Genomic DNA, 25,678 nt, shown 5'->3' on the forward strand with positions numbered 1-25,678 from the left:
AAGCTACTCCATTTTTCGGGAAAGAATTAGACGCCCGGAGAAGCGGGTTTATACCAAATTTTTTCCGATCATTGTCTATGTTTGGTTCTGCTTCCCGTCGGAGGATCGCCCCGACCCTCAGCTATTTTATTGATTAGGGGCAGATTCTGAGCAAATAGGGGCGCCCGGTGCCTCATTCCAGTATTAACCCTCAACGATTTCGAAAAATTTCCGATAGGGATTCATAGCAAGAGATTGTGTCATGAAGTCGCGAGTCTTCTTGTCTTCGAACAAATCTGCCCAATAATGGCTTCGTGAACAACCCACTTTGACCGTTACCGAATTGGCTTTTGGGCATTTACCAAAGCAGCGGGAATCTTCACTTTGTGGGCCCAATGCTCCGTTAGCAGAGCCGCTGACTTTTAATCAGCTAGTCACAGGATCGAATTCTGTCGGGCTCACCAAATTTCAAAGGTTTGTAGCATTCACGGCGAAGCAATCGCCCTGAACCATCTGTTCTGCTGCAATCTGATCGCGATTATACGGTATGTCTGCGGTAGGCCATATTTCTTCTGACAACACCTATGTTTCTATGTATAACAATACCAGAAATAAGGAATTCGTTCGCGGCGAGAAATTTAAAATTAATTATGTCAAAAACAAAAATATATTTGGCGGACCTGACGCATAATGGTCTCGTTCTCTCCTCCAACGTTTTTCCGCTATCTATTGGACTGGTAGCGGCTTATTTGCTTGAGAAGAGAGCGGAAACTGTCGACGTAGAGCTTTTTAAATATCCGGAAGATTTAAGTGCGGCTTTGGATCGTGAAACACCTGATATTGTCGGCTTTGCAAATTACTCCTGGAATTTTGATATTTCGCGGCAATATGCAAAAGCCATCAAGGAAAACTGGCCCGAAACAGTGATTGTTTTCGGAGGGCCTAACTACGGTTTGTCCGACGGCGAGATGGAACAGTTCTGGAAAACAAATGATAACATCGATTTTCATGTAGTGCAGGAAGGTGAAGAGGCTTTTACCCACCTTCATGACCGGCTTTGCGACGTAAATTTCGACGTCGAGAAAATTAAAACGCAAAAGCAAGATATTGGCAATGTTCACTATAAGATTGGCTCGGAAATCATAAAAGGCTCGAGCCTGCCGCGGCTCAATCTGGAGGATATACCTTCGCCTTATTTGATGGGCCTTATGGATAAGTTTTTTGACGAGAACCTTGGGCCGATGATCCATACCACCCGAGGGTGCCCGTTTAAATGCGCCTTCTGCACAGAGGGTAGCAAATATTACAATCTTGTCAGTCAACGAGAGGGGCAACTGGAACAGGAGCTCCATTACATTTCAAAACGGGTTAAGGGCCCCCGTGATCTGTATATTTCCGACGCCAATTTCGGAATGTTCAAGCAAGATTACGAAAAAGCCCGGATAATTGCAGATTGCCAGGAAAAATACGCCTATCCCAAATATGTTCATGTCTCTACTGGTAAAAACCAGAAGGAGCGTGTTGTCGATATCGTCAAGACCTTGAATGGGGCAGTCAGCATGGCTGCGTCCCTGCAGTCCACAGACCCCACCGTATTGGAAAATGTCGCCCGTTCGAATATTTCAGTAGAGAAACTCTCCGAAGCTGGCAAAATGGCTAATACCAATAACACCGGAACTTATTCTGAGTTAATACTTGGCCTTCCGGGGGATTCTGTAGGAGCTCACACACAATCTTTACGCGACACCGTCGAGATGGGGTTTGATAACATTCGGATGTATCAACTGATTATGCTCCCTCAGACAGCCCTGAACACTCCGGCCAATCGCGACCTTTACAAGATGGAAACCAAACACAGGATCATGCCTCGGTCCTTTGGGCGATATGCAGTTGCTGGAAAAACCTTTGCGTCAGTAGAATCAGAAGAAATTCTCGTTGCAAACAATTCACTGCCATTTGATGATTATATCGCCTGCCGTGAGTTGGATCTGACGATTGAGATACTCCATAACGGTAAAATTTTTGCGGAAATACATGGTCTGTGCAAGGCGCTCGGACTTTCCTGGTTTGATTTTATCCAGCGCTTCTACGAAAACAGAAGAGAATATACCGACGACATCACCAAGATGTATGATGATTTTAAAACTGGTACATCCGAACGATTATGGGACAACGTGGATAATCTCGCAGAGCATGTCCACGACAACATAGATGAGTTGCTGGAAGATGAACGTGGCACAAATGAAATGTCGACGGGTAAAGCAACATCCTTTTTCCTCCATTTCGAAGACATGAACCAGGTTTTATTTAGTGTTATGGCGAACTGGCTCGAAGAATTGGGCAGGCTGGATGACTTGATGCAGTCTTATCTTAGTGAGCTTGAGCGATTCAGCCTACTTCGAAAACAACGACTGCTTACGCCAAATATTGAGGAAATTGAGCAGTTTGATTTCGATATGGTAACCGCGGAGGACAAATCGTTCCGGGTAATGCCCTCGGACGTTCACTTCGGTTCCAGCAAACAACATGTTATGTCGCATCTTCCCGCGCAAAAGGAACTCATCGACAGCTACGCCAGAGAGTTTGGCGATACTTTCGACGGATTGGGTAAAATGCTCATGCGCTACCCCCATATTCATCGGCTGTTTCGAAAACCAGCCATTGTCGGATAATTCCCCTGATGACGAACATGGATAATGGCACGCGCAGGGTTCTGGTAACCGGGGGAACTGCCGGCATCGGATTTGCAACAGCGCAATTACTCGCAAAAAAGGGCCATAAAGTTTTCATCTGCGGGCGAGATCAAAGCCGTGTCGATGCGGCAATTGGCAAACTTAGATCCTTTACTAAAGACGAATTCGTTGCTGGTTCGGCCTGCGATATCCGGCAGTTCTCAGAAGTGGAGAATATGATGCGCCTCGTCGAAGAAAATTTCGGCGGCCTGGATATTCTGGTAAATAATGCCGGTATCGGTACCATTGCAAGTATTGAAGACCTGGCGCCGGAAGATTGGCACGAAATGCTTGATGTCAATTTGACGGGTACTTTCAACTGCACGAAAGTCGCTCTGCCGCTTTTGAAAAAATCCACCCACGCAAATATTATCAACCTGGGAAGCAGAGCAGGCCGTTATGCCTTCGAAGGTGGCACTGCTTATAACAGCACGAAATTTGGCCTACAGGGCTTTACAGAGGCTTTGTTCCTGGATCTGCACAAATATGAGATTGGTGTCAGCCTGATCGCGCCTGGTACGGTTGCAACTGGTTTTGCCGGAATTGAAGAAGAGGACTGGCAATTACAGCCTGACGATATTGCAAAAATTATTGTCGATCAGTTAAGCAACCACAAAAGGGCAAACGCCAATTGGATCGAAATTCGACCGGGAATAAGGCGTTAAAATGGGACCTTTGGTAGCATGCGAAATCTAGACAACAAGGTTGCAATTGTAACCGGCGGTGCCCAGGGAATTGGCGCTGGCATCGTTGACGTTCTCATCAACCGGGGGGCAAAAATTGCTATTGTTGATATGCAATTCAATAGCGCCGAAAAAACATCCGCCTGCCTCGATCAATATGGAATGAATATCCTACCCATTTCAGAGGATATTTCCACATCTGAGGGATGTTTACAGGCCATCGAAAATACTGTGAACCATTTTGGTACAGTTGATTTCCTCATAAATAACGCAGCGCCTGGTCGCAATCGGTCTCATATTGGGACACTTGCTGATGCTGATTGGTCAGACCATTCCAATGTTGTATTGCAAGCTGTGACCCGTCTGACAGAAGCAGCTCTACCCCACATGAAGAAATCCGCCAGCCCTGCGATCGTCAATATATCTTCTGTGACGGCTGCTGCGGTTGCACCTGAGCAATGCAGTTGGTCCTACCATGTTTCGAAATCCGGACTTAATCAGATGACACGCTATCTCGCCTGTTTGTTGGGCGAACATGGCATCCGGGTAAATGCAGTTGCCCCCGGCCTCATAGATCGGTCGGAAGGTCACAAATTGAGTGACTCTGAAAAAAACCAACATATCATCAGATCAGTTGTTCCATTGCAACGTGCCGGTACATCAAAAGAAATCGGCGACATAGTCGCCTTCCTCTGTTCCGACGAAGCGTCCTATTTGACCGGTCAGATACTGATCGCCGATGGTGGTATGGGCACCAAGGAAGTTTTTGGTGCCGCATTGTCCACGATAGATACTCTGGAATGAGGTGAACTATTCAGAATATTCCGTTATCGGGATTTTTCTGCATATAGCCAATAATCGGATTTACGGACCACCGCATATCCCATATCGCGCAACAACCGTTGCTGCCAGTCCGCGACTTGCTTGGGTATTCCTGTTGGATCACGCCGATCAGCGCGATCCAGCATAATTACTTCGGGAGAAAGGCTTGTTGCTTCCGTGACAAGCATCTTGTGGTGCTGTTCGGTTCTAGCATAAGCAAACGGGTCGGTTTTTGATAAGGACGGAGCCACGTGAGAAAGTCTTGAAAGACTCAGCGCTGTCCCACTAATCCAGATGGCATTGCGTGAGCGCATCACCTGTTCTAGTTCCGCGGCCTTACCATGCATGTATCCGCACAAATAGTCCGTCGAGGCAAAGCCATCCAGGCATGCCTCTGTTCGATCCAAAATCCACATGCGCTTGGAATTTTTTATAAACAGGTTTGATTTATCCAAAAGTGCCGGCCCGATCACAATAATCAGGAACGCAGCAACCGCAAACCTTCCACCAAATTCACGCGTCACCATATATGGCAAAACAAGCATGAGGTAGAGCAAAACCGGTATCCAAAGATTCTGGGCATCAAACCGGTTCACGAAATAAGGCAGAAACGCAACAATCATCCCAACAATCACAATCGATTGCACCTCATCACCCGAAATGGTCCGCGCAAGCCGAACATCCTTTAGCCAGCCAACAAACAGATAGAACACATGCCCGGCTATGGCGAAGAAAGGTAGATACCAATAGAATTTTATCCCGCCATACCCTTCGGCAAACAAACCCATAAGATCAGAAAGATCTGATAGGTCTCCATCCTGATCTGCGATCGTTCCCGAAATCAGCAATAGATAGAAAGTCCCAATAAAAAGGAGGCTAAAGATTATGGCGCCGACAATTGTGGCCAGCCACCCCGATTGCATCGTCCGGACAAATAACGCAAACCCCAGCCCAAGGCCGCAAACTAAGCCGGTTTCAAGGTTGTAGCTGACCGCAAAGCCGGTCAGAATAGCCGAAACTCCCCACCAAACAATCAGAGGCCGCCTCGCAATCAAGGGGGCAAACAGCAATGTAATAGGCAGGAACAGAAACCGCAACGGAGATTGATTTGGAACATTGACGGTGGGTGCGGAACCAGCGATCGAAGGCGCCAGCATCAGCAAAATCAGTAAAAAAGCGATCATTGCCAGCGGGAGATTCCGCCTCCCAAATCTTTGAACCAGTATTCCGAATACAAGACACGCAAATATGAGATGGATTATCTGTAAAAATTTGACTGTTCCGGCGAAACTTGCGAACAATGGAAAAGACGTCGCTAGCGATACCAGTTTGTTTAGATAAATCCCGTATTCTGGCAACGTTCCAGACAAATTATCAGGCAATGCTGCTTCCATAAGACCATGACCAATGACGCCTGTCCAATGATGATCAAGGCCCCAAAGTCTGTTGTCCGCAACGACAAGACTTGCTTGTAACGGAAGGATGAAGAAAAAGAAAAATACGGCAATTGTGAGGAGCGTTACGAAGATAATGCCTTTTAATGTCGAGACATATCGAAGCAAAAAATAAAACAGTATGAGGCTGCCAAGAACCATAAGGAAGGTTCTTTTTTCCGTAATCGTCCCAAAAAAATTATAAAATATGGGAAGCGCAATAAACAGCAGGATTGCCGTGACCAGCGTCTCTAAAACAAGTCGGTTTTCGCTTCGAAACGACTTGAGATACGGAAAACTAATTTCTCGCTTGGCTAACCCCAAGATGAAAGGAACAATGAACAGGATAACAGCACATAACAAATATACGCGCCGCTGAAAGCTTGTATCGTCAAAATCATAGAGACCCGAATGTTCCGGGGAATAAACAGGCGGCGACCCTGAAAAAATCAGCGAAATACCCGCTAGCAGACTACTACCAATAAAGACGAAGAAAAGCAGGTAAATGCGGCGCTCATCAAATTGCTGCGCAAGACGCATCGCCCCATAGAACATTGGCTGAACTATGATCAAGAAGAGGTTAGAAGATTTATAATTCCGAAAAAAATCACTGACCATATTATTAAACCCAATGGCTCCTTATCGGCCGAAATTGATTTTTATGCGGTTGAGAGGTTTCTTTTCTGGTCGCCCTGGTTTTAAATTCAATTCAACAACCAGCATCAGGAAAACTTTAATAACTTCAATCATGTTGCGGAGCGTCACGGTATCCCGCGTCGGCTCATCCGCCTGCAAATAAATCGGAACCTCGGCGAACTCTACACCCTTTGCCAACAGTTTGACGTTTAATTCGGAAATAATGGAAAATCGGTTGGACGTAAGCTCAAGGCTCTTAACCTGCTCCGTCGGCCATATACCCGGACCGTTTAAATATCCGACTGAAGTGCCAAAAAATATGTTGTGTAGTATCTGATACGTCGCGGAAATTATTTGACGACCAATGGGTCGAGCCTCTTTGTTGATGGGAACCGTAAGTATTAGCTCCGCCACATCCTTAAAATGCAGCATCAGGCTCAGGGATTCTTTGCTGATATCATTGTCTCCCGGAACAACAATAAACTGAGGCATTTTAGCCTGATGTATGCCATCCACAATCGACCGGCCCAAGCCGCGATTTACCTTATGGAAGATCGGCTGTATTTTTGGGTCCTCCTGCGCCAACTGCTCCATAATATTTTTGGAGTAGTCAGTGCTGCCATCATCGATCGGAATAATTTCATAATTCTCAAGATCGTGTGTAGCCGCAACGGTTCTTATTGTTTCAACCGTGTCGTTGATTGCTTCGCCTTCATTAAACGCGGGAACAATGAAACTGATCATGAAAGCGCCAATCTTTTCTGCCAGAGGCGAAACCTAATTATTAGAAGGAGCGGCTTTCGTGGCCAACCACTGCATTACATAATGCATGACAACGAGTTGAGTGTCTTCAGATATCTGCATGTCGTCGATAGGGAAATGCATGGAGTGCGCCGCCAGTGATTTTGCTTTACCACCATCAAACCCCAAAATTGCATATGTTTCAAGGTCATGCTCGTTAGCGAAATCAAGAGCCCGCAGAATATTCGGTGAATTACCACTGCCCGACAGGACAAGCAGAACATCGCCAGGATTGGAATAGACGGCAAGCTGCTTTGCAAATATTTCCTCATAACCTTCGTCGTTTGCGAGGCAAGTGATGATAGAGCTATTAGCTGGCAAGGCGTGCGCCCGAAGGCCTTTTCCGGATTTTCTATCTATCCCATAAATCATGTCATTGGCAATATGGACTGCATTTCCGGCGCTGCCCCCGTTACCACACAAAAAAAACTGGCGACCATTCTCCCAGGCATTCAGCAGACTTTCGCACAGTTTATTGATGACTGTTTCATCTACTGCGGACAGCGCCTTGTTTAAGCGCTCGCTGTAGCTCGAAAAAGATAAGTTCATTTTTTCCACATTCATCTTAAGCAGCTCAGGCGCTTTTGGCCATATTTTCCATCCAACGCAAATTATACCAACGATCCTCATCACGAAGGTCACGGCGTTGATAGGAAGCGATCACTTCGGTAATGGCATCATCAACAGATTTCTCCGGTTTGAATCCAGCCGCTAGAATGCGATCAGAGTTAACCCGATAGGAGCGCGGATCATTTGAGGGAGTGACTTCAATTTCGCACGGGATCTTCGCCGCAATCCGCTCTGCGATCTCAACAATCTTCAAATTTTCAAACCCGGCATTGTAAACCCCTGTAACATTCGGATTATCTAGCAGAAAAATGTAAAGTCGAGCGATGTCGTCAATATGGATATTCGGGCGAACCTGCTGGCCACCAAATACAGTAATTTTACCGTTGGTAATTGCTTGCATGGTCAGCATATTGACGGACACATCCAACCGCATGCGCGGCGACACGCCACAAACAGTTGCCGGACGCACAATTTGTACACACATTTGATCTGCATAACTCAGCAGAACACGTTCCGCGACCATTTTTGTTTTATTGTATTCCGAAATTGGCAGCAGTTCCAAATCTTCCGTGACCTGCTCTTCTTCCTTAATGCCATAAACGCTTCCGGATGAAGCATAGATGAACCGTTTGATGCCCGCTCGAGCGGCATTGTCCGCAAGCTGCATCGTCGCCAACGCGCTAATTTCCCACGTCAGCTTTGGATCAAGATCCCCACATGGATCATTTGCAACAGAGGCCAGATGAATGATGGCGTCAATACCGTTGAGTAAGCTGGTATCAAAAAAGCGGACGTCGCCCTGAACAACCGTCAAATTCTCATGCTCGGGAAGGAATTGTCCAAACCACTGAATGTCGTAGGCAACCACTGTATGGCCTGTCTCAAGAAGTTTCGGAACCAACACAGAACCCTTGTACCCACAAGCCCCAGTTACAAGCAAACGCATGAGAAAATCCTAACCTTCCTGATAATATTATTTGAGCGCCGCAGCTGAAGAGCGGACGACCTTTGGCACCTACTTGTCAAAAGGCGCAAACTGTGTAACACAGGTTAAAATTATTATAAACAGTAATGTAAATCATCTTTTTCACGGAACAGAATTGGCGTGTTTTTTCAAGGTGATCACAGTAAAGAGAAAAGGTCAAAGGATTGACTTCTCCGAAGACAGTTTTTATTGCGGCAATTTCCAGCGATATTGGCCGAAAGCTAGCTGAATTATATCTCGCCGAGGGCTTCCGTATCGTCGGCACTTATCGTGAGGAAGCACATGTAACTCTCTTCAAAAATCACGATAAAATATTACTTCTAAAATGCGATTTGAACCAGCAAGATGATCTCGCCAAAGTTCCAGCCTTTATGGCAGAAAACAATATCGAGTGGGACCATTTTATTTCTGCGGTTGGCCTCCTTAGTCCTATTGGTAAATTCACCGACTTACCGGCAGGAAACTGGAAAGCGTCCGTCACCGTAAATTCGCTGCAGCAGCTCGAATTGTTCCATTCAATATACCCCTTCAAGCGCAATGGAACGACGGGCAAGGCTGCGTTCCTTGTGGGTGGCGCCATAAATCGTCCCTTTGCCAACTATTCAGCTTATTCTCTCGGCAAAATCATGCTGGTTAAATTTTGCGAACTTATCAGTGACGAAACGCCGGACCTGCATTGCGTGGCAATTGGAACAGGCTGGGTCGCCAGCAAAATCCATCAGCAGACTTTGGACGCAGGGCAGTCCGCAGGCGACAATCTAACGTCCACTAAAGAATTTGTTTCTTCCGGGGAACAGGGTACAAGAATTGAAGATATATTTTCCCTGATCAATTGGTGTTTCGACAGACCGGAAACTGCAGGTAGGAACTTTTCCGTCGTGCATGATGATTGGCGGGATGGTGGCGATAAGCTGTATTTTTCACTTGCCCATGATGAAGATAAGTTCAGGCTGCGGCGACATGGCAACCAGCATAAAAACAGCGAAACTAGAGAAGCGAAACCCAATTCATGAAACTGTCGTCCTATGTAATTAGCTTTTTAGCCGAAAAGGGTGTCGACCGGGTTTTCGGTATGTCAGGTGGGGCTGCAGTTCATTTGCTCGACTCTGTCTCAAAATATGATGGAATTGAATTTATTTGTTCCCAGCATGAACAGAGCGCGGCAATTTCCGCAGATGGATATGCGCGAACAACAGGTCGACTTGGCGTTGCCATTACTACAAGTGGTCCGGGTGCAACTAACTTGCTGACCGGAACATGCTGCTCCTTCTACGATAGCGTGCCAACATTGATGCTAACGGGACAGGTTGCTTCACATCGGCTGAAAGGTGATTTGGATATCCGCCAACGCGGATTTCAGGAAACCGATGTTGTTTCCATTTTCGATAGTGTCACAAAATATGCTGCCCGTCTCGAGAAGCCGGAAGATGTCCGATACTGCCTCGAAAAAGCGTATCATTTGGCTTTTGAAGGACGCCCGGGGACTGTATTGGTGGACATTCCGGATGATTTTCAACGAGCCGAGATCGACCCTGATACACTTCGAGGATTTACAGCGGAAACAAAACAAAAGGATGTGCTGGCTCCCAAGATTGCGGCTGTGGCAGAGGCTCTTTTTGCCGCCAAGCGTCCAGCAGTAGTTCTCGGAGGCGGGCTCAAGACTCCGGACTGCGGTTTTGATATTCCCTCCCTTGTTACTGCTCTCGGGGCTCCGGTTGTCACAAGCTGGGCGGCGGTGGACCTCCTGCCTCATGATCATGCGCTAAATATGGGAAGTTTCGGCGTCTATGCGCCGCGTATGGGAAATTATGTAGTTCAAAATGCCGATTTTCTGCTTTGCCTCGGCACGCGACTGTCCCAGAATCTCACCGGAGGCATTTTATCTTCCTTTGCCCGAGAAGCAGAAATCGCCATGATCGATATCAGTTCCGGTGAAATGGAAAAATTTGATGGCTTTGGTATTGAGGTGACGCATCGTATTGAATCCCGGCTGGAAGACGCCCTTCCCCTGCTAAAGGACCAAGCGGATACCGTTGTCAGGCAAGGCAATAAAGAATGGCAAGCAACTATTGAAAAATGGAAACACCATTTCGGTCAGGAAAATTTTGATCCTGATGATCAGGAAGGGTGCATTAACGCCTATTCGTTTATTGAGCAACTGTCGCAGTTCGTACCTGCCGGAGAGACAATTTTAGCTGACACAGGTGGCAATCTAACCTGGACATGCAATGCCTTTCGTTTCAAGCCAGAACAACGCTTGCATTCCGCCTGGAACAATACGCCTATGGGATACTCTCTGCCGGCGGCTATTGGCGCTGCAGCTGCCGAACCTGAAAAGAACTTCACCTGCCTGATCGGTGACGGCGGGCTAATGATCTGCCTGCCAGAGCTGGCGACTGTTGTGAAGCATAATATGAAAATCAAAATATTCCTGTTTAACAATCACGGACATGGCATCCAGAAACAAACATTGGAAACGTGGCTGGATGCCAATTATGTCGGCGTACATGAACCTTCTGGATTGGCGTTTACGGACTTCCCGTCGGTTGCCGTATCCATGGGACTAAAAACTTTCACTTTGGACAATAAAGATCGGCTGCAGGACGACCTGGAAGAAGTTTTCGCTGTAGAAGGCCCGGTTTTTGTTAATGTGGAAATTAATCCCGGTCAACGGCTTTTCCCTGTCCTTAAGTTTGGCGCCGCCCTTGAAAATCAGCTTCCAGCACTTGAGGCGGAATTTATTGAAGAACAGATGGTCATTCCACCTTTTTCCATGTAGGTAGATGGCAAATAGTCTGCCCTCGTCTAAAGATCAGGTAATTTTCCGATGAATCTCTCTGAATACAATTTATTTGAAGCCCTACAGGCAACACGAACTCACCATGCTCGAGATACGGCGTTATACAAGCTTTTGGAAAGCTGTTGCCTGGATTTCATTCATAATTCTGATTTCAAATCGGAGAAAGAAAATGCTGTGCCATTCGGCCCTTTCGGCTCTTTGACCATGCCGTTTCAAAAGATGGGAGCTATAAATTCACTGGATCTATTTGGATTGGATGAATTAATATTGTTCAGCTTTTATCTGGCCAACAAAAAGCGCATTAAAAAAGCCGTCGATATCGGGGCGAATTTAGGTTTGCATTCCATACTCATGGCGAAATTGGGAATTTCCGTCACCAGTTACGAACCGGACGACAATCATTTCGACTGGCTCAATTCTCGTCTAGAGATAAATGAGGTCCTGGATAAAGTCACGCCCGTAAAGGCCGCCGTTTCAGGCGAGAACGGCATGGCTGAATTCATCAGAGTAGAAGGAAATACCACCGGAAGTCATCTGGCAGGAGCCAAAAGTGACCCCTATGGTGAGCTTACCAAATATATGGTGGAAGTTAAGGCAGCGGAAGACGTATTCTTCGACGCAGACTTTGCAAAGATTGATGCAGAGGGCCACGAGACCGTTATTTTAAAGGCAATCCCGACGCCGTACTGGAAAAAGCTGGAGGCCGTCGTCGAAGTTGGCACAGCAGAGAATGCTGATCAGATTTATGACTTCTTCAACGGTTTGAGTATTAACCTTTTTTCCCAGAAAACCGGCTGGAAAAAGGTAACTTGCCTGGACGATGTTCCTACTTCCTACAAGGAAGGCAGCCTTTTTATCACCGGTCATTCTGAAATGCGCTGGGGGAAAGAAACTATCTGACCTCGAACTGGCTCCTCTTCCCTAACATGGAGCGTTTTAGACTTGTAAAGAAATGCGCAGCGGTTCTGAGCTTTGCTGATCGCAAATACCATCGGTCTTTTTCCCGAACCACTGCCCCACCTTGGGTCAACCTGTTCAAGCGCAGCCGAATTAGCTTGTCATCGCTGTAGATTGTCTTGAGTTGCTCAAGCGGAAGTGTGCCACCATTTTCACTAATTTCCAGCAACATACGTATCCGAAGGGAGGATTCAACGGCTTGCGCAACGTTGAGGTAAATAAACCACCACATCAGGCCAAACCCAAGTGCCACCAAAATATGAAAGATATCCGTAGCCTCCGAAACAAATATAACGACAAGCGGCAAACCCAGAAGCGTCGACAATAAACTGACGACATATCCCGTTATTCGGCTACCGGAAAATCGGGCTATCGCTAAATCGAAAAGAACACTGACAGCAAGCACTAATATTATTATTAGGAAGAAACCAACCATTTCAGCCCGTTTCCCGATCAACACGAATAATCTGCCGGTATATAGATATCACCGTCGTAAAAAATTTTGACCGCGCTGTCAGTGCCGCCAAGCCATTATCAAGGATGACATCGCCCGTAGCATCCAAAGCTTCAAGCCGCGAACTGACAAACGGATGCGTATTGATAAAGGCTTCAAGTTGCGGCTCCGAAAGGCCATCGGGCTCTGACTTCATGAGCGCCTTGACGATGGCTAGCGTTGGTGAATCGTTTACGACGCCAATTAAAACCAGACAATAAACCACAATAAAACTCTCCATAAAGAGAGCTGCCACGATCAATATCTGAGGAAAATTGTCATGGCTTACTATATTCAGAATGAAAAGGAGTACGATTAAGGCGAAATTCAACGTGAGAAATGCTGATAGATAAATCTGGCGCCCCAGGGTTAAACGGGCAACGAAAATATGCAGGATCACACCAAGGGGAAGAGCGAAGAGTAATAAATAGAAGGCAGTTTCGTACATTCTTCAGCCCTCATTTTTTTGCAGAGGCTCATTCTGCATCCGTGTAGCGTTAATAGCATCCCGATAAAACAAAAAGGGGATCAAGCCAAAGACGGCTGTTAATAACGTCAGCGTCCGCATTAGCAGGAAGATGGAACTGTAGGCTGTTTCCGTTGGTACCGGTTCCAACAAATGTGCAACCTGTCCAAATGCCGCCTCCCCTATACCCAATCCGCCCGGGGACAAGGGTATGGCATTTGCAAATAAACCAGCGACACCTGATACGATGTACCCAATCCATGACAAGCTGGTAATTTCCATGGCGCCGCCCAGCAAATACAAGGCTTCCAGCACCAAAATATATTGAAATACCGAAAGGGAAATGGCGACGATCAAGTCACGCTTCCGATGATTATAACCTTCAAAACATTCAACCACGGTATCAAAAATGCGCAAAAGTATTTTCGCAACCGCATTTGGGAATACCCGAATAATCGCTCGAAACAGGGATTGAAACCTGACGACAAAAACCGGCGCGGCAAATCCGATGGCCAGACAGGAAACAACAATAATACCGATCCAGAACTGAAATTGATTGGGAATAAGTGCCAAAACGGCGAAGGCAATAATCAGCAATCCGACAAGCCCAGTTAATCTATCGACCAGACTGCTCATCATGATTTCGCCAAGTTTGTCCCTGTGCTGTCGGTAAACCAATCCACCGCGTATAAAATCTCCGCCATAAGCTCCGGGAAGAAATACGTTAAAAAACTGGCCGATAAAAGTATAATTCAGGGAGCGAATAAACGTAATCTGGACCTGCAAGGATCCCATGAGTATTTGCCATCGAAGGGCGCCGATAAAAACGGTAAAGAGCAGGCAGGAAAAAGCAATCGCGACGGTAACTAGTGAGGAAGAAGCTTTTCCCAGAAGCTGAAAATCGATGAAATTATAGTGAAACAGAGCAACAAGACACCCAATTCCAATACATATTTTCAATATCGTAAAAATCAATAATCATCCCCGGCTAAAGTTAATTTTACGCGTCGACAACAGTTTAGAAAGGACCCGTAAACCAATTCCCCGGCACATCATGCGGACCCCGCAGCTTTAATATGGGCTCAACTGAAATATCTTTACCCAACATACTACCCACCCGTTCTGCAATATGTTCAGCCCTTATGTGATAGTCCTTCGTCAGAGCGGGACTGGTCGATTCCGAGTAATCCGGCGCTGTTAATCTCACTGGAGGTGCCGTAAGATCTGCCCAGCATCGTTCGGTGATCCGCGCGACAACCTCACCGGCAAATCCATTCGTTTTAAATCCGGTGTCCAACATCATCAATTTTCCTGTCTTCTTCACCGATGCCTCTATTTTTCCCCAATCAATGGGCGACACGGTTCTCAAATCAATCAAGTCGCAGGAAATCCCCTGGTCTTGCAGAACGTCAACAGCATGCAGGGCTTCAATGGTCATGTAGGAGACGGAAACGATGGTTACAGCATCCCCGCTCCGCAACAGATTCGCCTCTCCCAGCGGAATTAACTTGCCTGTTTCCGGCTCATCGGTTTGGGCATTGTGCAGCCACCGGTGTTCGAGAAAAATCACCGGATTAGGGTCGAATATGCTGGACAGAAGCAAACCTTTTGCATCCGAGGCAAGAGCAGGCATCACTACTTTTAATCCAGGAATATGGGCGAACCAGGATTGCAGATTTTGCGAATGTGTAGGCCCCTGCCCCCAACCTCGGCCGAGGATCATACGAACCGTAATTGGTACATTACGCTGCCCACCAAACATGAAATGCCATTTCGCGGCGTTATTCACCAGTTGATCCATGGAGAGTAATGCAAAATCAAGCCGCTGATGGGTAAGCACTGGCTTGAAACCTCCAAGTGCCGCTCCTATGGCGATACCGGTCATGGCATTTTCCGCGGTGGGCATATCAAAAACCCGTTTTTCTCCATATTTTTCCTGAAGATCAAGCGTGGTCCCGAACACCCCTTTGGGATCTGGAACGCCAAGGCCGAAAACCAGAACGCTCGGATCATTTTCTAACGCCTGATCAAGTCCTGATCGAATTTCACTGGCAAAGTTTCTCATTTCAGGAAAATGCCCTCTTCGGCTGCGGTTGCAAAAACATGCATCGACGCTTCTTCAAGGCTCGGAAAATCGGATGCCCGCGCAAATTCAAAAGCAGCCGCGACTTCTGTATCAATTTCCGACTGCACCGCATCAATATCCGCCTCCGTAAACAAAGCAGAAGTGATCGCTTGTTGTTCAAAATTTGCTATGGGGTCGCGGCCATTCCACTCTTCAATAAACTGATCCGGGCGATAGCCGAGGTCGTCATCATAATTCGGGCCGCAATGTTCCCGCCATCTAAATGTTTCAAACTCCAAAAAGGCCGGACCCTTTCCGGATCGTATATGATTGACAGCCTTTGACATTTTCTGATGAACTGAAACGACGTCATTGCCATCTCCTTCATCTGTATAAACGCCGAATCCCGCTACTTTTTCATGGATTTTTTTGACAGCGGATTGACGGACGGATAACGGGGAATAGACAGAATAAAAGTTATTCTCACAGACGAATAAAACCGGTAGATTTTTAAGGGCCGCAAAACTCAGGGATTCAAAGAAAACACCGGTTTCGACAACGGCGTCCCCAAGGAATACACACGTAATATCATCACTACCCTTAAGCATTAGACTATAAGCCAGCCCCACACCGACAGGCACCGTGCCGCCTACAATTGCAGTAGATCCCATAAAGCCGGCTTTTTCATCAATCAAATGCATCGAGCCGCCCTTACCCCGGGCACAGCCCGTAACGCGCCCATATATCTCCGCAATCATGGCATTTAAATCGCCACCTTTCGCAAGATAATGAGCGTGAGCCCGGTGGCCGCTAACCGCCAGGTCTGTATTTCGCAAAATGGTTCCAATGGCCGCAGACACCGCTTCCTGACCTGAAGAAAGATGGGTTGGACAACGCATTTCCTGTTCTGAATAACGAGTTGCGATATGCTCCTCCACGCTACGAATTCGCCGCATACCGCGCGACAGGTCGAGTGCAAACTCAGATGTTATGGAATAAACCAATAATAGTCCCCCGTATAACCTACTTCCTTAAAGAAGCTTACCCACTCTTCGACATGAAGGATTGTCTTGGCAGTCAAGTTCCACGCCTGCATTCTTTCATATTCCTCGTCGGTCCGATAGGCATCAACTGTTATAAAGGATTGCCCTCGAGATACACGCTCTATTTCCTGCAAAGCTTTTCCACAAGCGGATTGTTCCAGATTGTGGACCGTATTAACGGATATGACGACATCAAAGCTGTCGTCATCAAAAGGAAGATCCTGAGCATCGGCAACCGAAACATAGTCACGGACTGTCTCCATTGAGTTGGCAATCGCATAGTCTGAAATATCAATCCCTCGGACGGTAATTCCGGGAACAAGTTCCCGAAGATCATGCAACATAAATCCTTTGGCGCTTCCGACATCCAGAAGGCTTGTGTTTGATGTTAGACCGAAATGACTTTGAAAAGTCGGAATTACCGGTTGCCAAAATCTTGGAAAATATGAAAATCCGCCATACCCATGTCGGCGGTCACCATCGAAAAAATCCTCTCCGAACTGACGGGCAACGGCGCGGTCTTCTTCAGTCTTTTCATTTCCTCGCTGCGTCAGATCACGTTTGGTTTTCGGATAATTGACGAGCAGATCGATTTCCTGTCCCATTTCTCTCTCTATCGGTATCGTTTGAAATTAAAAATTATGGCTTGTGAATGTAAGATTGTGGTTGTGTCTGCAAATCGTCTAGATTGGACTTTACCCAGTCAATTGTTTGATCGATACCCTGGTCAAGCGAAATACTGTCAGACCAGTCCAAAGTTTCCCGCAACTTGGTATCGTTGAGACTATAAGTCTGATCCTTCCCCTGGCGCTCACCGACGACTTCGATCAGATCGTCTGGATCCAGCCCCATGCACCCGCTGATTTTTTCCACAAGATTACGGATACTGATCAATTTTGGTGTCGAAATATGATAACAATCGCCCACAGTTCCATTGAGAGCAATTTTCACAGTGGCGGCCGAAACATCTTCGATATGGATGAAGGATCGCTCTGAATGGCCGCCCCCATGTAACTGCAATTTCTGACCGGTCAGCCCGTAAAGAATTGTTCGGGGGATAATACGGTAAAGTTGCTGCCCGGGACCATACACATTAGCTGCTCGGGTAAATACAACAGGGAAATCATAGGCCCTGAAATAACTCATAAGGCTCATATCACCAGCCGCCCGGGACACCGCGTAGGGAGTGCTGGGGTTAAACGGATGATTTTCATCAACGAAACCTGAGGTATTCCCGTAAACCTCCGGCGTGGATATATGGATATATTTTTCCAGAAAGGGAAGTTTGCGAAGTTCTTCATGGAGAAGTACCGTCGACAGCGTGTTTGTCTGGAACCAGTCTCCTGGATTATCCCAGCTTTCCCCGACCATGCTTTGTGAGGCGAAATTGACTATGTAATCAATCTTTTCACTGACAATAAGATCAATGATTTTTTTTAAGTCGTCATTGATATCCAGCTGATGAAAGGAAAACTGCTCCTGATTGCTTCCCCACTTGTAAGGTAGAAACGCATCATGTGGCTCCGAAGATCGGCTACCTCCAAAGACTTCATATCCTGCCTGCAGGAGATGCGCGCAAAAACTGGCGCCGGAAAAGGAATTACTCCCGAGAACTAAAAACTTTTTCGACATATTCATTCCGTTCAGCAACAGCTAGCGCGACTTTTAATATTCTTACAGGCCATCCAATACAATGTCGACGCCTCAGCGTCTATCCCTTATGAGAATTATGACCGCATGAGGCTCTCAATTGCACGAGATGAAAGCCCTGCTTGGCCCAGCTTAAGTAGAAAATCATGAGATAATTCCTGCCTGCTCTTGTCTGGGCGCCAATAGCTCCCGACTTCCTCCAATAGTGTCATTCCCATCTCGCAAGCCACAATTTCCTCCTGCGCGTCTCCAATAGCAACGACGGTACCAATATCCCGGTGATAATGCTGATTGTGAAAACTGTTCATGCGCCCGACAAAATTCGGTAAAATTTCTGTACTAAAATCGGTTATATGCTCGCCTGCATCCAGGATCTTGAACACCTCATTCACGTCCATTAAATAAACAGCGCCGTTTGCCAATGTGCCTACAAAATCCTGTGGCTTTTCAACAAACTCAATGACGCACCCCTCCTCATTCAAGGTGACTATCCCACAACTTTTCGGATCGTCCGTATCGAACGTCATCATTGTCATCGCGCAAGGAGCCGGTCTTGTTTCAAAAGCTTCGTAAAACTGTTGCACGTCAAAGATTGTCAGATTATCAGCATGGGCCATCAAAAGCTCGTTGCTCGAAAACTCCTCCCGAAAATGACCAAGTGTACCGGCTGTTCCCAATAATGCAGGCTCATCCAGAAATTTGACGATATCCGTGTAGGGGCTGGATAATACATATTCACGGACAAGCGGTGACAAATAGTGAAGATTAATGAAAACCCGGTCTACACCGCCCTGTCTCAGCATTTCCAACCAGAGACCGAGAAGTGGACGACCATGAATTGGCATCAGGCATTTTGGAAGGACTGTGGTTAGGGGCTGAAGTCGTGTCCCCAATCCGGCCGCAAGCAATAACGCCTCCATAACGCGTCTCCTACCAGATATCCAGCTCATGACGAATACTATCGACACTGAGGGGGCGATTTCCAACGGTTGCTACCTGGCAGCCCGAAGCCACGGAACCGATATAGGCAGCTTCCCAGATTGTGGCGCCCGCAGCAAGCGCAAGGGAAGCCGTTACCAGCATTGCATCTCCCGCACCGGCAGGATCTTTTGGCGCATCACAAAAGGCAGGAAGCCGGTCCGTCATCCATTCGCTCTTACCAGGATGCAAGGTCTGGATCAAAGTGCCTTCAGCCCCGAGCGTGAGAAGAATATGAGACGGGTTACATTTTCTTGCCAGTTTTTCCGCGACACCCACAAGCCCGATATCATGATCCTGAATAGCCAGGCGCGCTTCAATTTCAGTTGGCTTTAGCAATAACATATCGTGAAAGCGGGAGATATTACCGATCTGTGACGAAGACTGGCTATCGGCAACCATTAAAATGCCTTTCTCCTGGCAGAGAGAAATCATCCTGTCCACCAGCGACTGCGGCAAAACGCCGTAATTAAAGTCCGAGAATATGACAAGATTAAGCCTATCAGTCTGCTCCTTGAAAAGTTCAAAGATTTCATCCTGAAGTGTTTCATCAATGGCATGCTGCTTCAGCTTCGAGACCCTAAGGAGGGTTTTGCCGGATGATCTGAATCGTTGTTTCAACGTTGTCGGCCTGCTTGCATCTCTTGCGATTTTGGCATTGACCCCGTATTCTTCAAATTTCCCAATGCTATCCGTCGCCTCCTGGTCATCCCCACAAACCGTCAAGTAGGTAGTGTTCGCGCCGAGACCGCTAGCGTGACTGGCAACGATACCAGCCCCACCGATAAATTTTTGCTCCAGAACCGGTGTGACGACAACCGTAGGGTCTTCTCGAGACAGTCCCAGCACATCGCAAGTAATATATTCGTCGACGATCAGGTCTCCGACTACCAGCACATTCATCTCGTAAAATCGGTCCAGAATGTCGGTGAAATTTTCAGAACTGATTTGATGCCTGTTAAGATAGTTGTGCGATGTGTTCAAATTGAACAGAGATTTATTGGGATCGCTTTCCGCCCGAATAAGATCAATAGAGGAAAAGACGGCGTCACCTGAACTGAACAGAAGTTTTCCGCCATATTTCGAGAGAGCTTCAGTTTCTGGATTATGAAGATCCTGATGCTCTTTACCCTTGATAACAAGTTCAGGGCGGATCAAATCAATTGCTGAAGGCAAGTCTTCGTCCAATAAAAAGGCATAGTCTACGTAGCTAATGGCGACGATATTCTCTAACCTCAACTCGGCGGGAACCAGAACTCCAGGCCTTCGGTCTGTATTTACGGTAACGACCAGATAGTCACAGCAATCCGCCGCAAATTTTAACAAGCGCAAATGCCCGGGATGGACAACATTAAAATTCCCGCTCACCATGCCGATTTTAAAGGATTCGTCCTTATCACTGCGTAGCGCTTCGATCCGAGCTGCATGTTCCGTCAAGGTCATCAATTATTTTCCATTAAGTGCAGGATTTATTTCAATTAAAGGTCGCATTACCACACCGGCTTCCAGATCATCAAGAGCCTCGTTAATGGATTCGAGATCATATCTTTTCGTAATCATACTTTCCAAAGGTAAAGTATTCTGAACGGACATCTTGTAGAATTTTAACAGGTCTTCGTCTGGCTTAGTATCCCCGCCCCAGCTGCCCTTGATGTTTTTTCCGTTTACCAACTCAAACGGGTCAAGCGAAATCATCTGACCGGCTTCAGGATGAGAAGCAAAGACACACTGGCCGCCCTTACGCCTTGTTGCCTCAAAGGCAAGTTCGATAGTTGATGTTCGCCCAGCCGCATCAATACAAAAATCGGCACCTTGCCCATTTGTTAAGGCCAAAATCTGCTCAACTACATCATTTCGAGACCCGTCGATTACATGTGAAGCGCCCAGCGCCGTTGCGACTTTCAGCTTTTCTGACCGAACGTCGACAGCAATTAGTTTTTGGGGGTTACGGCATTTTGCGTACATGAGCGATATAGCACCAATTCCCCCAACTCCGATAATGACGACAGAATGGTGAGACTCGATTTCAATCTCATTTAGCACCATCCCCGCTCCAGTTGGAACCGCACAACCAAACAGAACACCAAGATCCATAGGCAGTCCAACAGGCAGCTTAGTCAGTCGGTTTTCGGATACAATTGTTCGTTCGCTAAATGTCGTAATTCCGCCTGAATTTATTGCTGTGCCATTCCAATCATAGATAGCCCCCGGCACATCCATGCCGTCGCCTTTTATCCAGCCGAGGATGACCTTGTCCCCCGGCATAACCTTACTAACATTATCTCCAACCGCCCTGACAACACCTGTTGCCTCGTGACCAAGCATATGAGGTAGGAACCTGTCTTCACCTCGCCTCCCACGAACCTCCATAAGCTGGCTATGGCAAACACCACTATATGCTATCTCAACCTCAACCTGCCCGGGAAGAAGTCGGGGTAATTTGATGTTATCAAGAATGCAGAGAGGCTTATTGATTTTGAAAAGAACAGCTGCTTTCATTCCGGTAATCACTTATCCTTGGCGTCATATGGTTCACGAGATCTAAATAAAAATGGCGCAACAACATAGCAGCAAGATCCACCATGTTAATGCAAAAAAATATAAGCCGAGGTTATTATTTATAGACGGGGTTCGTTTGGCAAATATAATAATTTCTTGGATTTTCGTGAAATCGATGGACGGGCTGAATAAGTTGGCTAATCATATCTGTGCCCCGAATCTGGCACAATTACCCACAAAAACAGCTATAACCCCTGAGTATCAATGATATTCAATTCCTTAAAACTCCTTATTCTCTTTATTGTTGAGGCACCTCACCTATCCTGACCAATCAGTTTCATATGATTTGTAATCCTCGGGTCCTGAGTTCTACTCTTAGTGGCACCTCCACATAAGCCCTTGAAGAAATTTTGTTTTCGAGGGCTTATCTGTTTCTGGGCGACTATAACTTGCAAGACAATTGTGAGAGGAAACGCGCGCTTCCTTGATGACGATTATGTAGATCTGGATATCCGGTAGAAGTCCGTCCTATAGAAACGGCCACCCTTCAATCTTCACCACCCTAGCCTTTGTCGTGTATATTGTGTAAATCAGTGATTGGATCTCTTAAAATCTACATGAGGAAGAAGTCCCCGACAGACAGTTTTTCAGCAAATGGAAAACTACTTCTGACTCGAAATACATAAACCTGCCGCTTAAAGAAGTAAGGAAAAGAAAATGCTAAAAGAAGTCGTAATTTGTGAACCAGTTCGCACACCGGTTGGTCGTTTTGGCGGCCAATTCAAGGATCTACAAGCGCATGAGCTTGGGCGCATAGCCATCAACGGTTTGCTTTCTCGTTGCGAAGGATTGGCTGAACGTGTCGAGGATGTAATCTTTGCCCAGTGTTATCCGTCGATGGATGCTCCGGCGGTTGGTCGCGTGGTAGGTCTTGATGCCGGGCTGCCAATCGGGATAGGTGGTTATCAGCTGGACCGTCGTTGCGGTTCCGGCCTTCAGGCTATCATCAACTCGGTTATGCAGGTTGCAACCGGTGGATCATCTTTGGTGATAGCTGGTGGCGCTGAATCCATGTCCAACGCCCCGTTTTATTCAACTTCAGGAAGATGGGGGGTCAAGGGGACATCGCTGGAATTTCATGATGCACTGGCACGTGGCCGTGTCACAGCAGGTGGCATTAATTTTCCTGTTACCGGCGGCATGCTGGAAACAGCAGAAAATTTGCGCCGCAGTCACAATGTTCCGCGAGAGGAGCAAGATCGCTTTGCAGTAGAATCCCATCGCCGAGCGGTGGCCGCACAGGAAGCCGGACGTTTTGACGATGAGATTATTCCGGTGACTGTTTCCTCCCGTAAAGGCGACACTGTCTATGCCAAAGATGAACATCCCCGCCCGGAAGCAACGGTTGAAGGATTGGCCAAGCTTCGTCCCATTCTCGGAAAGAGTGACCCTGACTCGACCGTCACGGCTGGAAATGCAAGCGGACAGAATGACGGCGCCTCAGCCTGCGTCGTCACAACACGCGCACTTGCCGATGAATTAGGCCTGAAACCTTATGGACGCATGGTAAGTTGGAGTGTCGCTGGAGTTGGACCTGAAATAATGGGTATTGGGCCAGTGCCGGCAACCATTAAAGCGCTTGAGCGGGCGGAGCTCAATCTGAAGGATATTGATCTTATTGAATTAAACGAGGCGTTTGCAGCGCAAGTTTTAGCCTGTACACGTGACTGGAATTTAACGGAATCTGATTTCGAACGGATGAACGTTAATGGTTCCGGAATTTCTCTTGGTCACCCGGTTGGGGCGACAGGAGGGCGTATTCTTGCCACTTTGCTTCGGGAAATGGATCGACGCAATGTGAAATACGGACTGGAAACCATGTGTATTGGTGGCGGTCAGGGTTTGGCCGCGATTTTTGAACGGGCCTGACAAAAAGCAACCTATCGTCTTCGATCCGACAGGTCGCTATTTTCCTCTGACAGCGGCCTGTCGGACGTTCATGTGATACCATCTCATACTGCACAAATTATATAATATTTTGCTGCTGCTCGCAGGTGTAGGCTATAGTCTTTTCCGGGGATTAAACTCGAAATAGAAATGTAGACTCAAATTGGATATTATTGTTTTAGGTGCCGCTGCAGGCGGCGGTTTTCCACAATGGAACTGTAACTGTTCCGTCTGTGCAATGGCCCGTCAATTTCCCGACAAAGCCGTACCCAGAACCCAGTCTTCCCTTGCGATCAATATTGATGGTACTGGACAAAAATGGGTACTGCTCAATGCCTCTCCAGATTTGAGGCAGCAAATAAACGAAAACAGACAGCTTTGGCCTGACACGACAAGCAGCCGAGGAACAGGCATCGCAGGTACGATTTTAACGAACGGTGATGTGGATCATATTTGCGGATTGGTAAATTTGCGCGAAAGTCAGAAATTAAACCTATACGCTACACAGCGAATACTGACAGCATTGTCCAATAATACGGTATTTGATGTATTGAATCCGAAATTTGTCGAGCGTCACAAGATCATGCTGGATGAAGCCTTCATGCCACTTGACCCCGATGGGGGCGAAACAAATATTTCCATTCTTCCCTTTGCAGTACCTGGTAAAGTCGCGCTCTATCTAGAAGATGAAAAGTCAGGTGATAATTTTGGAAGTCGGCCTGAAGATACAATTGGACTTGAAATACGATCTCTGTCAACAAATCGAAAGTTCTTTTATGTTCCAGGCTGCGCCGCGATGACACCAGACCTTGCCAATCGTCTACGAGATGCCGAACTTGTGTTCTTTGACGGCACTCTTTGGCGAGATGAGGAAATGATAGACGCTGGTGTCGGCATAAAAACTGGAAAACGTATGGGCCATATGAGTATGTCTGGCTCGGAAGGGTCGCTGGCCGCCTTTGCCAATCTGAACATAAAGAGAAAAATATTTGTTCATATCAACAACACCAACCCGGTTCTGATTGAAAATTCGGACGAGAGACGAGAAGCCGAAACTGCAGGCTGGGAAATTAGTTTCGACGGAATGGAAATAAAAATATGAGTGGAGCATCGGCGGCGACAACTAAAATTACTGAAGCGTTGAGCGCCGACGACCTGGAAGCACGTCTGTACGAAATTGGGGCGGAGCGTTATCATAATTTACACCCTTTTCACGAACTCCTGCATACAGGTGCTTTAAGTCGCGGACAGGTGCAAGCCTGGGCCCTCAACCGATATTGCTATCAGGCCGCCATCCCGATGAAAGATGCCTCCCTCATGGGTCGTATTGAGGATCGAGAATTACGGAAACAATGGCTGCACCGCGTGACTGACCATGACGGATACGATGAGGACGAGGGCGGTATTATGCGTTGGCTTATTTTGACGGATGGGCTCGGTCTTGATCGGGAGTATGTCATTTCTCGCGAAGGCGCCCTGCCTGCTGTCCGTTTTGCTGTTGAGGCCTATATACGATACGTTCGCGAACAGCCATTGCTACAGGCGATTGCCTCTTCCCTGACTGAATTATTCGCACCGAAAATCCATCGCGACCGGATTGCAGGCATGCTCAAAAATTATGATTTCATCGATGATAAACTAATGAGTTATGGAACGCGGCGCCTCAATCAGGCACCTGTTGACGCGGAATTCGCTTTGAAATATGTACGACAAAATGCTGTACGGGCAGATCAGCAACAGCAAGTCGTCGACGCCCTGCTTTTCAAATTAAACGTACTTTGGATCCAGCTTGATGCCCTCCATCTGGCCTATGTCGAACCCAAATTGATCCCTCCCGGAGCATTCCAGCCCGAGGAGTAGCCCAAAAGGACAAATACTAAATAATGCTTATTCGCAGTTCCGAAGGAAAAACAAGATTTCAACAGAGCTAATATCATTGTTGATTAATGTAAGATTTGCGCTTAGGGTTGAGACACCATAGTAAAATAAAAGATTTGGGAGATAAAAATGAGCTGGAATAAACCCAAAATTGTTGAGATTGCCGTTGGCATGGAAATCAATTGTTACGCTTGCGCTGAAGACTAATAAAACATTAGTGGAGACCGCGACTGATAGTGCGCGCTAGAAACAAGGTTTCTG

The 25,678-nt window shown here is 46.9% G+C and carries 24 protein-coding genes and 1 tRNA gene; 11 read left to right on the plus strand and 14 right to left on the minus strand.

All coding sequences use genetic code 11. The features are described 5' to 3' along the window. Positions 1–367 precede the first annotated feature (367 nt). From NBZ79_RS14005 to NBZ79_RS14020, 4 genes are all read left to right on the plus strand, one after another. Positions 368–443, plus strand: a tRNA-Lys gene (locus NBZ79_RS14005). A gap of 186 nt (positions 444–629) precedes the next feature. Further along, entirely contained in the window at positions 630–2,651 is a 2,022-nt protein-coding gene (locus tag NBZ79_RS14010; RefSeq protein ID WP_251933113.1) for a B12-binding domain-containing radical SAM protein, read from the plus strand. Positions 2,652–2,659: 8 nt separating this feature from the next. After that, complete coding sequence (locus tag NBZ79_RS14015; RefSeq protein WP_251933115.1) at positions 2,660–3,376, plus strand: SDR family NAD(P)-dependent oxidoreductase; 717 nt, start codon at positions 2,660–2,662, stop codon at positions 3,374–3,376. A gap of 18 nt (positions 3,377–3,394) precedes the next feature. Then, entirely contained in the window at positions 3,395–4,198 is an 804-nt protein-coding gene (locus NBZ79_RS14020) for an SDR family NAD(P)-dependent oxidoreductase (RefSeq protein WP_251933117.1), read from the plus strand. 23 nt (positions 4,199–4,221) lie between these two features. On the opposite strand, the gene NBZ79_RS14025 is transcribed toward NBZ79_RS14020, so the two are convergent. The 4 genes from NBZ79_RS14025 to NBZ79_RS14040 are packed head-to-tail and all read right to left on the minus strand — an operon-like array spanning position 4,222 to position 8,602. Beyond that, a complete protein-coding gene (locus NBZ79_RS14025; protein ID WP_251933119.1) occupies positions 4,222–6,267 on the minus strand; it encodes a hypothetical protein in 2,046 nt (681 codons plus the stop codon). A gap of 21 nt (positions 6,268–6,288) precedes the next feature. Beyond that, positions 6,289–7,029, minus strand: coding sequence for a glycosyltransferase family 2 protein (locus tag NBZ79_RS14030; protein ID WP_251933120.1), 741 nt, complete (start codon positions 7,027–7,029; stop codon positions 6,289–6,291). Between the two features lie 33 nt (positions 7,030–7,062). Beyond that, positions 7,063–7,635, minus strand: coding sequence for an SIS domain-containing protein (locus NBZ79_RS14035; protein ID WP_251933121.1), 573 nt, complete (start codon positions 7,633–7,635; stop codon positions 7,063–7,065). A 25-nt stretch (positions 7,636–7,660) separates the two neighbouring features. Further along, on the minus strand, positions 7,661–8,602 hold the full coding sequence (locus NBZ79_RS14040; protein ID WP_251933122.1) for an NAD-dependent epimerase/dehydratase family protein: 942 nt from the start codon (positions 8,600–8,602) through the stop codon (positions 7,661–7,663). 203 nt (positions 8,603–8,805) lie between these two features. Here NBZ79_RS14040 and NBZ79_RS14045 point away from each other — a divergent pair, with 203 nt between their 5' ends. From NBZ79_RS14045 to NBZ79_RS14055, 3 genes are read left to right on the plus strand one after another with little or no spacing between them, the layout of a single operon-like run. After that, the gene (locus tag NBZ79_RS14045; RefSeq protein ID WP_251933124.1) at positions 8,806–9,654 is read left to right on the plus strand and encodes an SDR family NAD(P)-dependent oxidoreductase; all 849 of its coding nucleotides are present in this window, start codon (positions 8,806–8,808) and stop codon (positions 9,652–9,654) included. Next, positions 9,651–11,420 (plus strand): thiamine pyrophosphate-binding protein, encoded by a 1,770-nt coding sequence (locus NBZ79_RS14050; RefSeq protein ID WP_251933126.1) that lies wholly within the window; start codon positions 9,651–9,653, stop codon positions 11,418–11,420. The genes NBZ79_RS14045 and NBZ79_RS14050 overlap by 4 nt, the downstream gene beginning before the upstream one ends. Before the next feature lie 48 nt (positions 11,421–11,468). After that, on the plus strand, positions 11,469–12,341 hold the full coding sequence (locus tag NBZ79_RS14055; RefSeq protein WP_251933127.1) for an FkbM family methyltransferase: 873 nt from the start codon (positions 11,469–11,471) through the stop codon (positions 12,339–12,341). Here the strand turns inward: NBZ79_RS14055 and NBZ79_RS14060 are convergent. From NBZ79_RS14060 to NBZ79_RS14105, 10 genes are all read right to left on the minus strand, one after another. After that, a complete protein-coding gene (locus tag NBZ79_RS14060; protein ID WP_251933129.1) occupies positions 12,334–12,834 on the minus strand; it encodes a hypothetical protein in 501 nt (166 codons plus the stop codon). The two genes, NBZ79_RS14055 and NBZ79_RS14060, sit on opposite strands and share 8 nt — an antisense overlap. Before the next feature lies 1 nt (position 12,835). Then, complete coding sequence (locus NBZ79_RS14065; protein ID WP_251933131.1) at positions 12,836–13,339, minus strand: hypothetical protein; 504 nt, start codon at positions 13,337–13,339, stop codon at positions 12,836–12,838. A 3-nt stretch (positions 13,340–13,342) separates the two neighbouring features. Further along, the gene (locus NBZ79_RS14070; protein ID WP_251933132.1) at positions 13,343–14,332 is read right to left on the minus strand and encodes a lysylphosphatidylglycerol synthase transmembrane domain-containing protein; all 990 of its coding nucleotides are present in this window, start codon (positions 14,330–14,332) and stop codon (positions 13,343–13,345) included. 43 nt (positions 14,333–14,375) lie between these two features. Continuing rightward, complete coding sequence (locus tag NBZ79_RS14075; protein WP_251933134.1) at positions 14,376–15,422, minus strand: alpha-ketoacid dehydrogenase subunit beta; 1,047 nt, start codon at positions 15,420–15,422, stop codon at positions 14,376–14,378. Further along, the gene (locus NBZ79_RS14080; RefSeq protein ID WP_251933136.1) at positions 15,419–16,426 is read right to left on the minus strand and encodes a thiamine pyrophosphate-dependent dehydrogenase E1 component subunit alpha; all 1,008 of its coding nucleotides are present in this window, start codon (positions 16,424–16,426) and stop codon (positions 15,419–15,421) included. Before NBZ79_RS14080 ends, NBZ79_RS14075 begins: the two co-directional genes overlap by 4 nt. Further along, entirely contained in the window at positions 16,411–17,070 is a 660-nt protein-coding gene (locus tag NBZ79_RS14085; RefSeq protein WP_251933137.1) for a class I SAM-dependent methyltransferase, read from the minus strand. Before NBZ79_RS14085 ends, NBZ79_RS14080 begins: the two co-directional genes overlap by 16 nt. 34 nt (positions 17,071–17,104) lie before the next feature. Continuing rightward, a complete protein-coding gene (locus NBZ79_RS14090) occupies positions 17,105–18,097 on the minus strand; it encodes a GDP-mannose 4,6-dehydratase (RefSeq protein WP_251933139.1) in 993 nt (330 codons plus the stop codon). A gap of 95 nt (positions 18,098–18,192) precedes the next feature. Further along, positions 18,193–19,035 carry a nucleotidyltransferase family protein gene (locus NBZ79_RS14095; protein ID WP_251933141.1) on the minus strand — a complete coding sequence of 281 codons (843 nt, stop codon included), beginning with the start codon at positions 19,033–19,035 and terminating at the stop codon, positions 18,193–18,195. A gap of 10 nt (positions 19,036–19,045) precedes the next feature. After that, positions 19,046–20,536 carry a PfkB family carbohydrate kinase gene (locus NBZ79_RS14100; RefSeq protein WP_251933142.1) on the minus strand — a complete coding sequence of 497 codons (1,491 nt, stop codon included), beginning with the start codon at positions 20,534–20,536 and terminating at the stop codon, positions 19,046–19,048. 3 nt (positions 20,537–20,539) lie between these two features. Further along, on the minus strand, positions 20,540–21,592 hold the full coding sequence (locus tag NBZ79_RS14105; RefSeq protein ID WP_251933144.1) for a zinc-binding dehydrogenase: 1,053 nt from the start codon (positions 21,590–21,592) through the stop codon (positions 20,540–20,542). Between the two features lie 717 nt (positions 21,593–22,309). Between NBZ79_RS14105 and NBZ79_RS14110 the strand changes: the two genes are divergently transcribed. The 4 genes from NBZ79_RS14110 (at position 22,310) to pqqA (ending at position 25,624) form a co-directional block, all read left to right on the plus strand. Further along, complete coding sequence (locus tag NBZ79_RS14110; protein ID WP_251933146.1) at positions 22,310–23,521, plus strand: acetyl-CoA C-acetyltransferase; 1,212 nt, start codon at positions 22,310–22,312, stop codon at positions 23,519–23,521. A 181-nt stretch (positions 23,522–23,702) separates the two neighbouring features. Beyond that, the gene (gene pqqB / locus NBZ79_RS14115) at positions 23,703–24,641 is read left to right on the plus strand and encodes a pyrroloquinoline quinone biosynthesis protein PqqB (protein ID WP_251933148.1); all 939 of its coding nucleotides are present in this window, start codon (positions 23,703–23,705) and stop codon (positions 24,639–24,641) included. Continuing rightward, entirely contained in the window at positions 24,638–25,399 is a 762-nt protein-coding gene (gene pqqC / locus NBZ79_RS14120) for a pyrroloquinoline-quinone synthase PqqC (RefSeq protein WP_251933149.1), read from the plus strand. The genes pqqB and pqqC overlap by 4 nt, the downstream gene beginning before the upstream one ends. 147 nt (positions 25,400–25,546) lie before the next feature. Then, on the plus strand, positions 25,547–25,624 hold the full coding sequence (gene pqqA / locus NBZ79_RS14125; RefSeq protein ID WP_251938092.1) for a pyrroloquinoline quinone precursor peptide PqqA: 78 nt from the start codon (positions 25,547–25,549) through the stop codon (positions 25,622–25,624). Positions 25,625–25,678 lie beyond the last annotated feature (54 nt).

It is taken from the genome of Sneathiella marina, assembly GCF_023746535.1.
Lineage (GTDB): Bacteria > Pseudomonadota > Alphaproteobacteria > Sneathiellales > Sneathiellaceae > Sneathiella > Sneathiella marina.

What these genes read in the sequence shown, in the direction of transcription:
- NBZ79_RS14010 (WP_251933113.1), top strand. Translation starts at nt 630, where the DNA reads ATGTCAAAAACAAAAATATATTTGGCGGACCTGACGCATAATGGTCTC.
- NBZ79_RS14015 (WP_251933115.1), top strand. Translation starts at nt 2,660, where the DNA reads ATGACGAACATGGATAATGGCACGCGCAGGGTTCTGGTAACCGGGGGA.
- NBZ79_RS14020 (WP_251933117.1), top strand. Translation starts at nt 3,395, where the DNA reads ATGCGAAATCTAGACAACAAGGTTGCAATTGTAACCGGCGGTGCCCAG.
- NBZ79_RS14025 (WP_251933119.1), bottom strand. Translation starts at nt 6,267, where the DNA reads ATGGTCAGTGATTTTTTTCGGAATTATAAATCTTCTAACCTCTTCTTG.
- NBZ79_RS14030 (WP_251933120.1), bottom strand. Translation starts at nt 7,029, where the DNA reads ATGATCAGTTTCATTGTTCCCGCGTTTAATGAAGGCGAAGCAATCAAC.
- NBZ79_RS14035 (WP_251933121.1), bottom strand. Translation starts at nt 7,635, where the DNA reads ATGAACTTATCTTTTTCGAGCTACAGCGAGCGCTTAAACAAGGCGCTG.
- NBZ79_RS14040 (WP_251933122.1), bottom strand. Translation starts at nt 8,602, where the DNA reads ATGCGTTTGCTTGTAACTGGGGCTTGTGGGTACAAGGGTTCTGTGTTG.
- NBZ79_RS14050 (WP_251933126.1), top strand. Translation starts at nt 9,651, where the DNA reads ATGAAACTGTCGTCCTATGTAATTAGCTTTTTAGCCGAAAAGGGTGTC.
- NBZ79_RS14055 (WP_251933127.1), top strand. Translation starts at nt 11,469, where the DNA reads ATGAATCTCTCTGAATACAATTTATTTGAAGCCCTACAGGCAACACGA.
- NBZ79_RS14060 (WP_251933129.1), bottom strand. Translation starts at nt 12,834, where the DNA reads ATGGTTGGTTTCTTCCTAATAATAATATTAGTGCTTGCTGTCAGTGTT.
- NBZ79_RS14065 (WP_251933131.1), bottom strand. Translation starts at nt 13,339, where the DNA reads ATGTACGAAACTGCCTTCTATTTATTACTCTTCGCTCTTCCCCTTGGT.
- NBZ79_RS14075 (WP_251933134.1), bottom strand. Translation starts at nt 15,422, where the DNA reads ATGAGAAACTTTGCCAGTGAAATTCGATCAGGACTTGATCAGGCGTTA.
- NBZ79_RS14085 (WP_251933137.1), bottom strand. Translation starts at nt 17,070, where the DNA reads ATGGGACAGGAAATCGATCTGCTCGTCAATTATCCGAAAACCAAACGT.
- NBZ79_RS14090 (WP_251933139.1), bottom strand. Translation starts at nt 18,097, where the DNA reads ATGTCGAAAAAGTTTTTAGTTCTCGGGAGTAATTCCTTTTCCGGCGCC.
- NBZ79_RS14095 (WP_251933141.1), bottom strand. Translation starts at nt 19,035, where the DNA reads ATGGAGGCGTTATTGCTTGCGGCCGGATTGGGGACACGACTTCAGCCC.
- NBZ79_RS14100 (WP_251933142.1), bottom strand. Translation starts at nt 20,536, where the DNA reads ATGACCTTGACGGAACATGCAGCTCGGATCGAAGCGCTACGCAGTGAT.
- NBZ79_RS14105 (WP_251933144.1), bottom strand. Translation starts at nt 21,592, where the DNA reads ATGAAAGCAGCTGTTCTTTTCAAAATCAATAAGCCTCTCTGCATTCTT.
- NBZ79_RS14110 (WP_251933146.1), top strand. Translation starts at nt 22,310, where the DNA reads ATGCTAAAAGAAGTCGTAATTTGTGAACCAGTTCGCACACCGGTTGGT.
- pqqC (WP_251933149.1), top strand. Translation starts at nt 24,638, where the DNA reads ATGAGTGGAGCATCGGCGGCGACAACTAAAATTACTGAAGCGTTGAGC.
- pqqA (WP_251938092.1), top strand. Translation starts at nt 25,547, where the DNA reads ATGAGCTGGAATAAACCCAAAATTGTTGAGATTGCCGTTGGCATGGAA.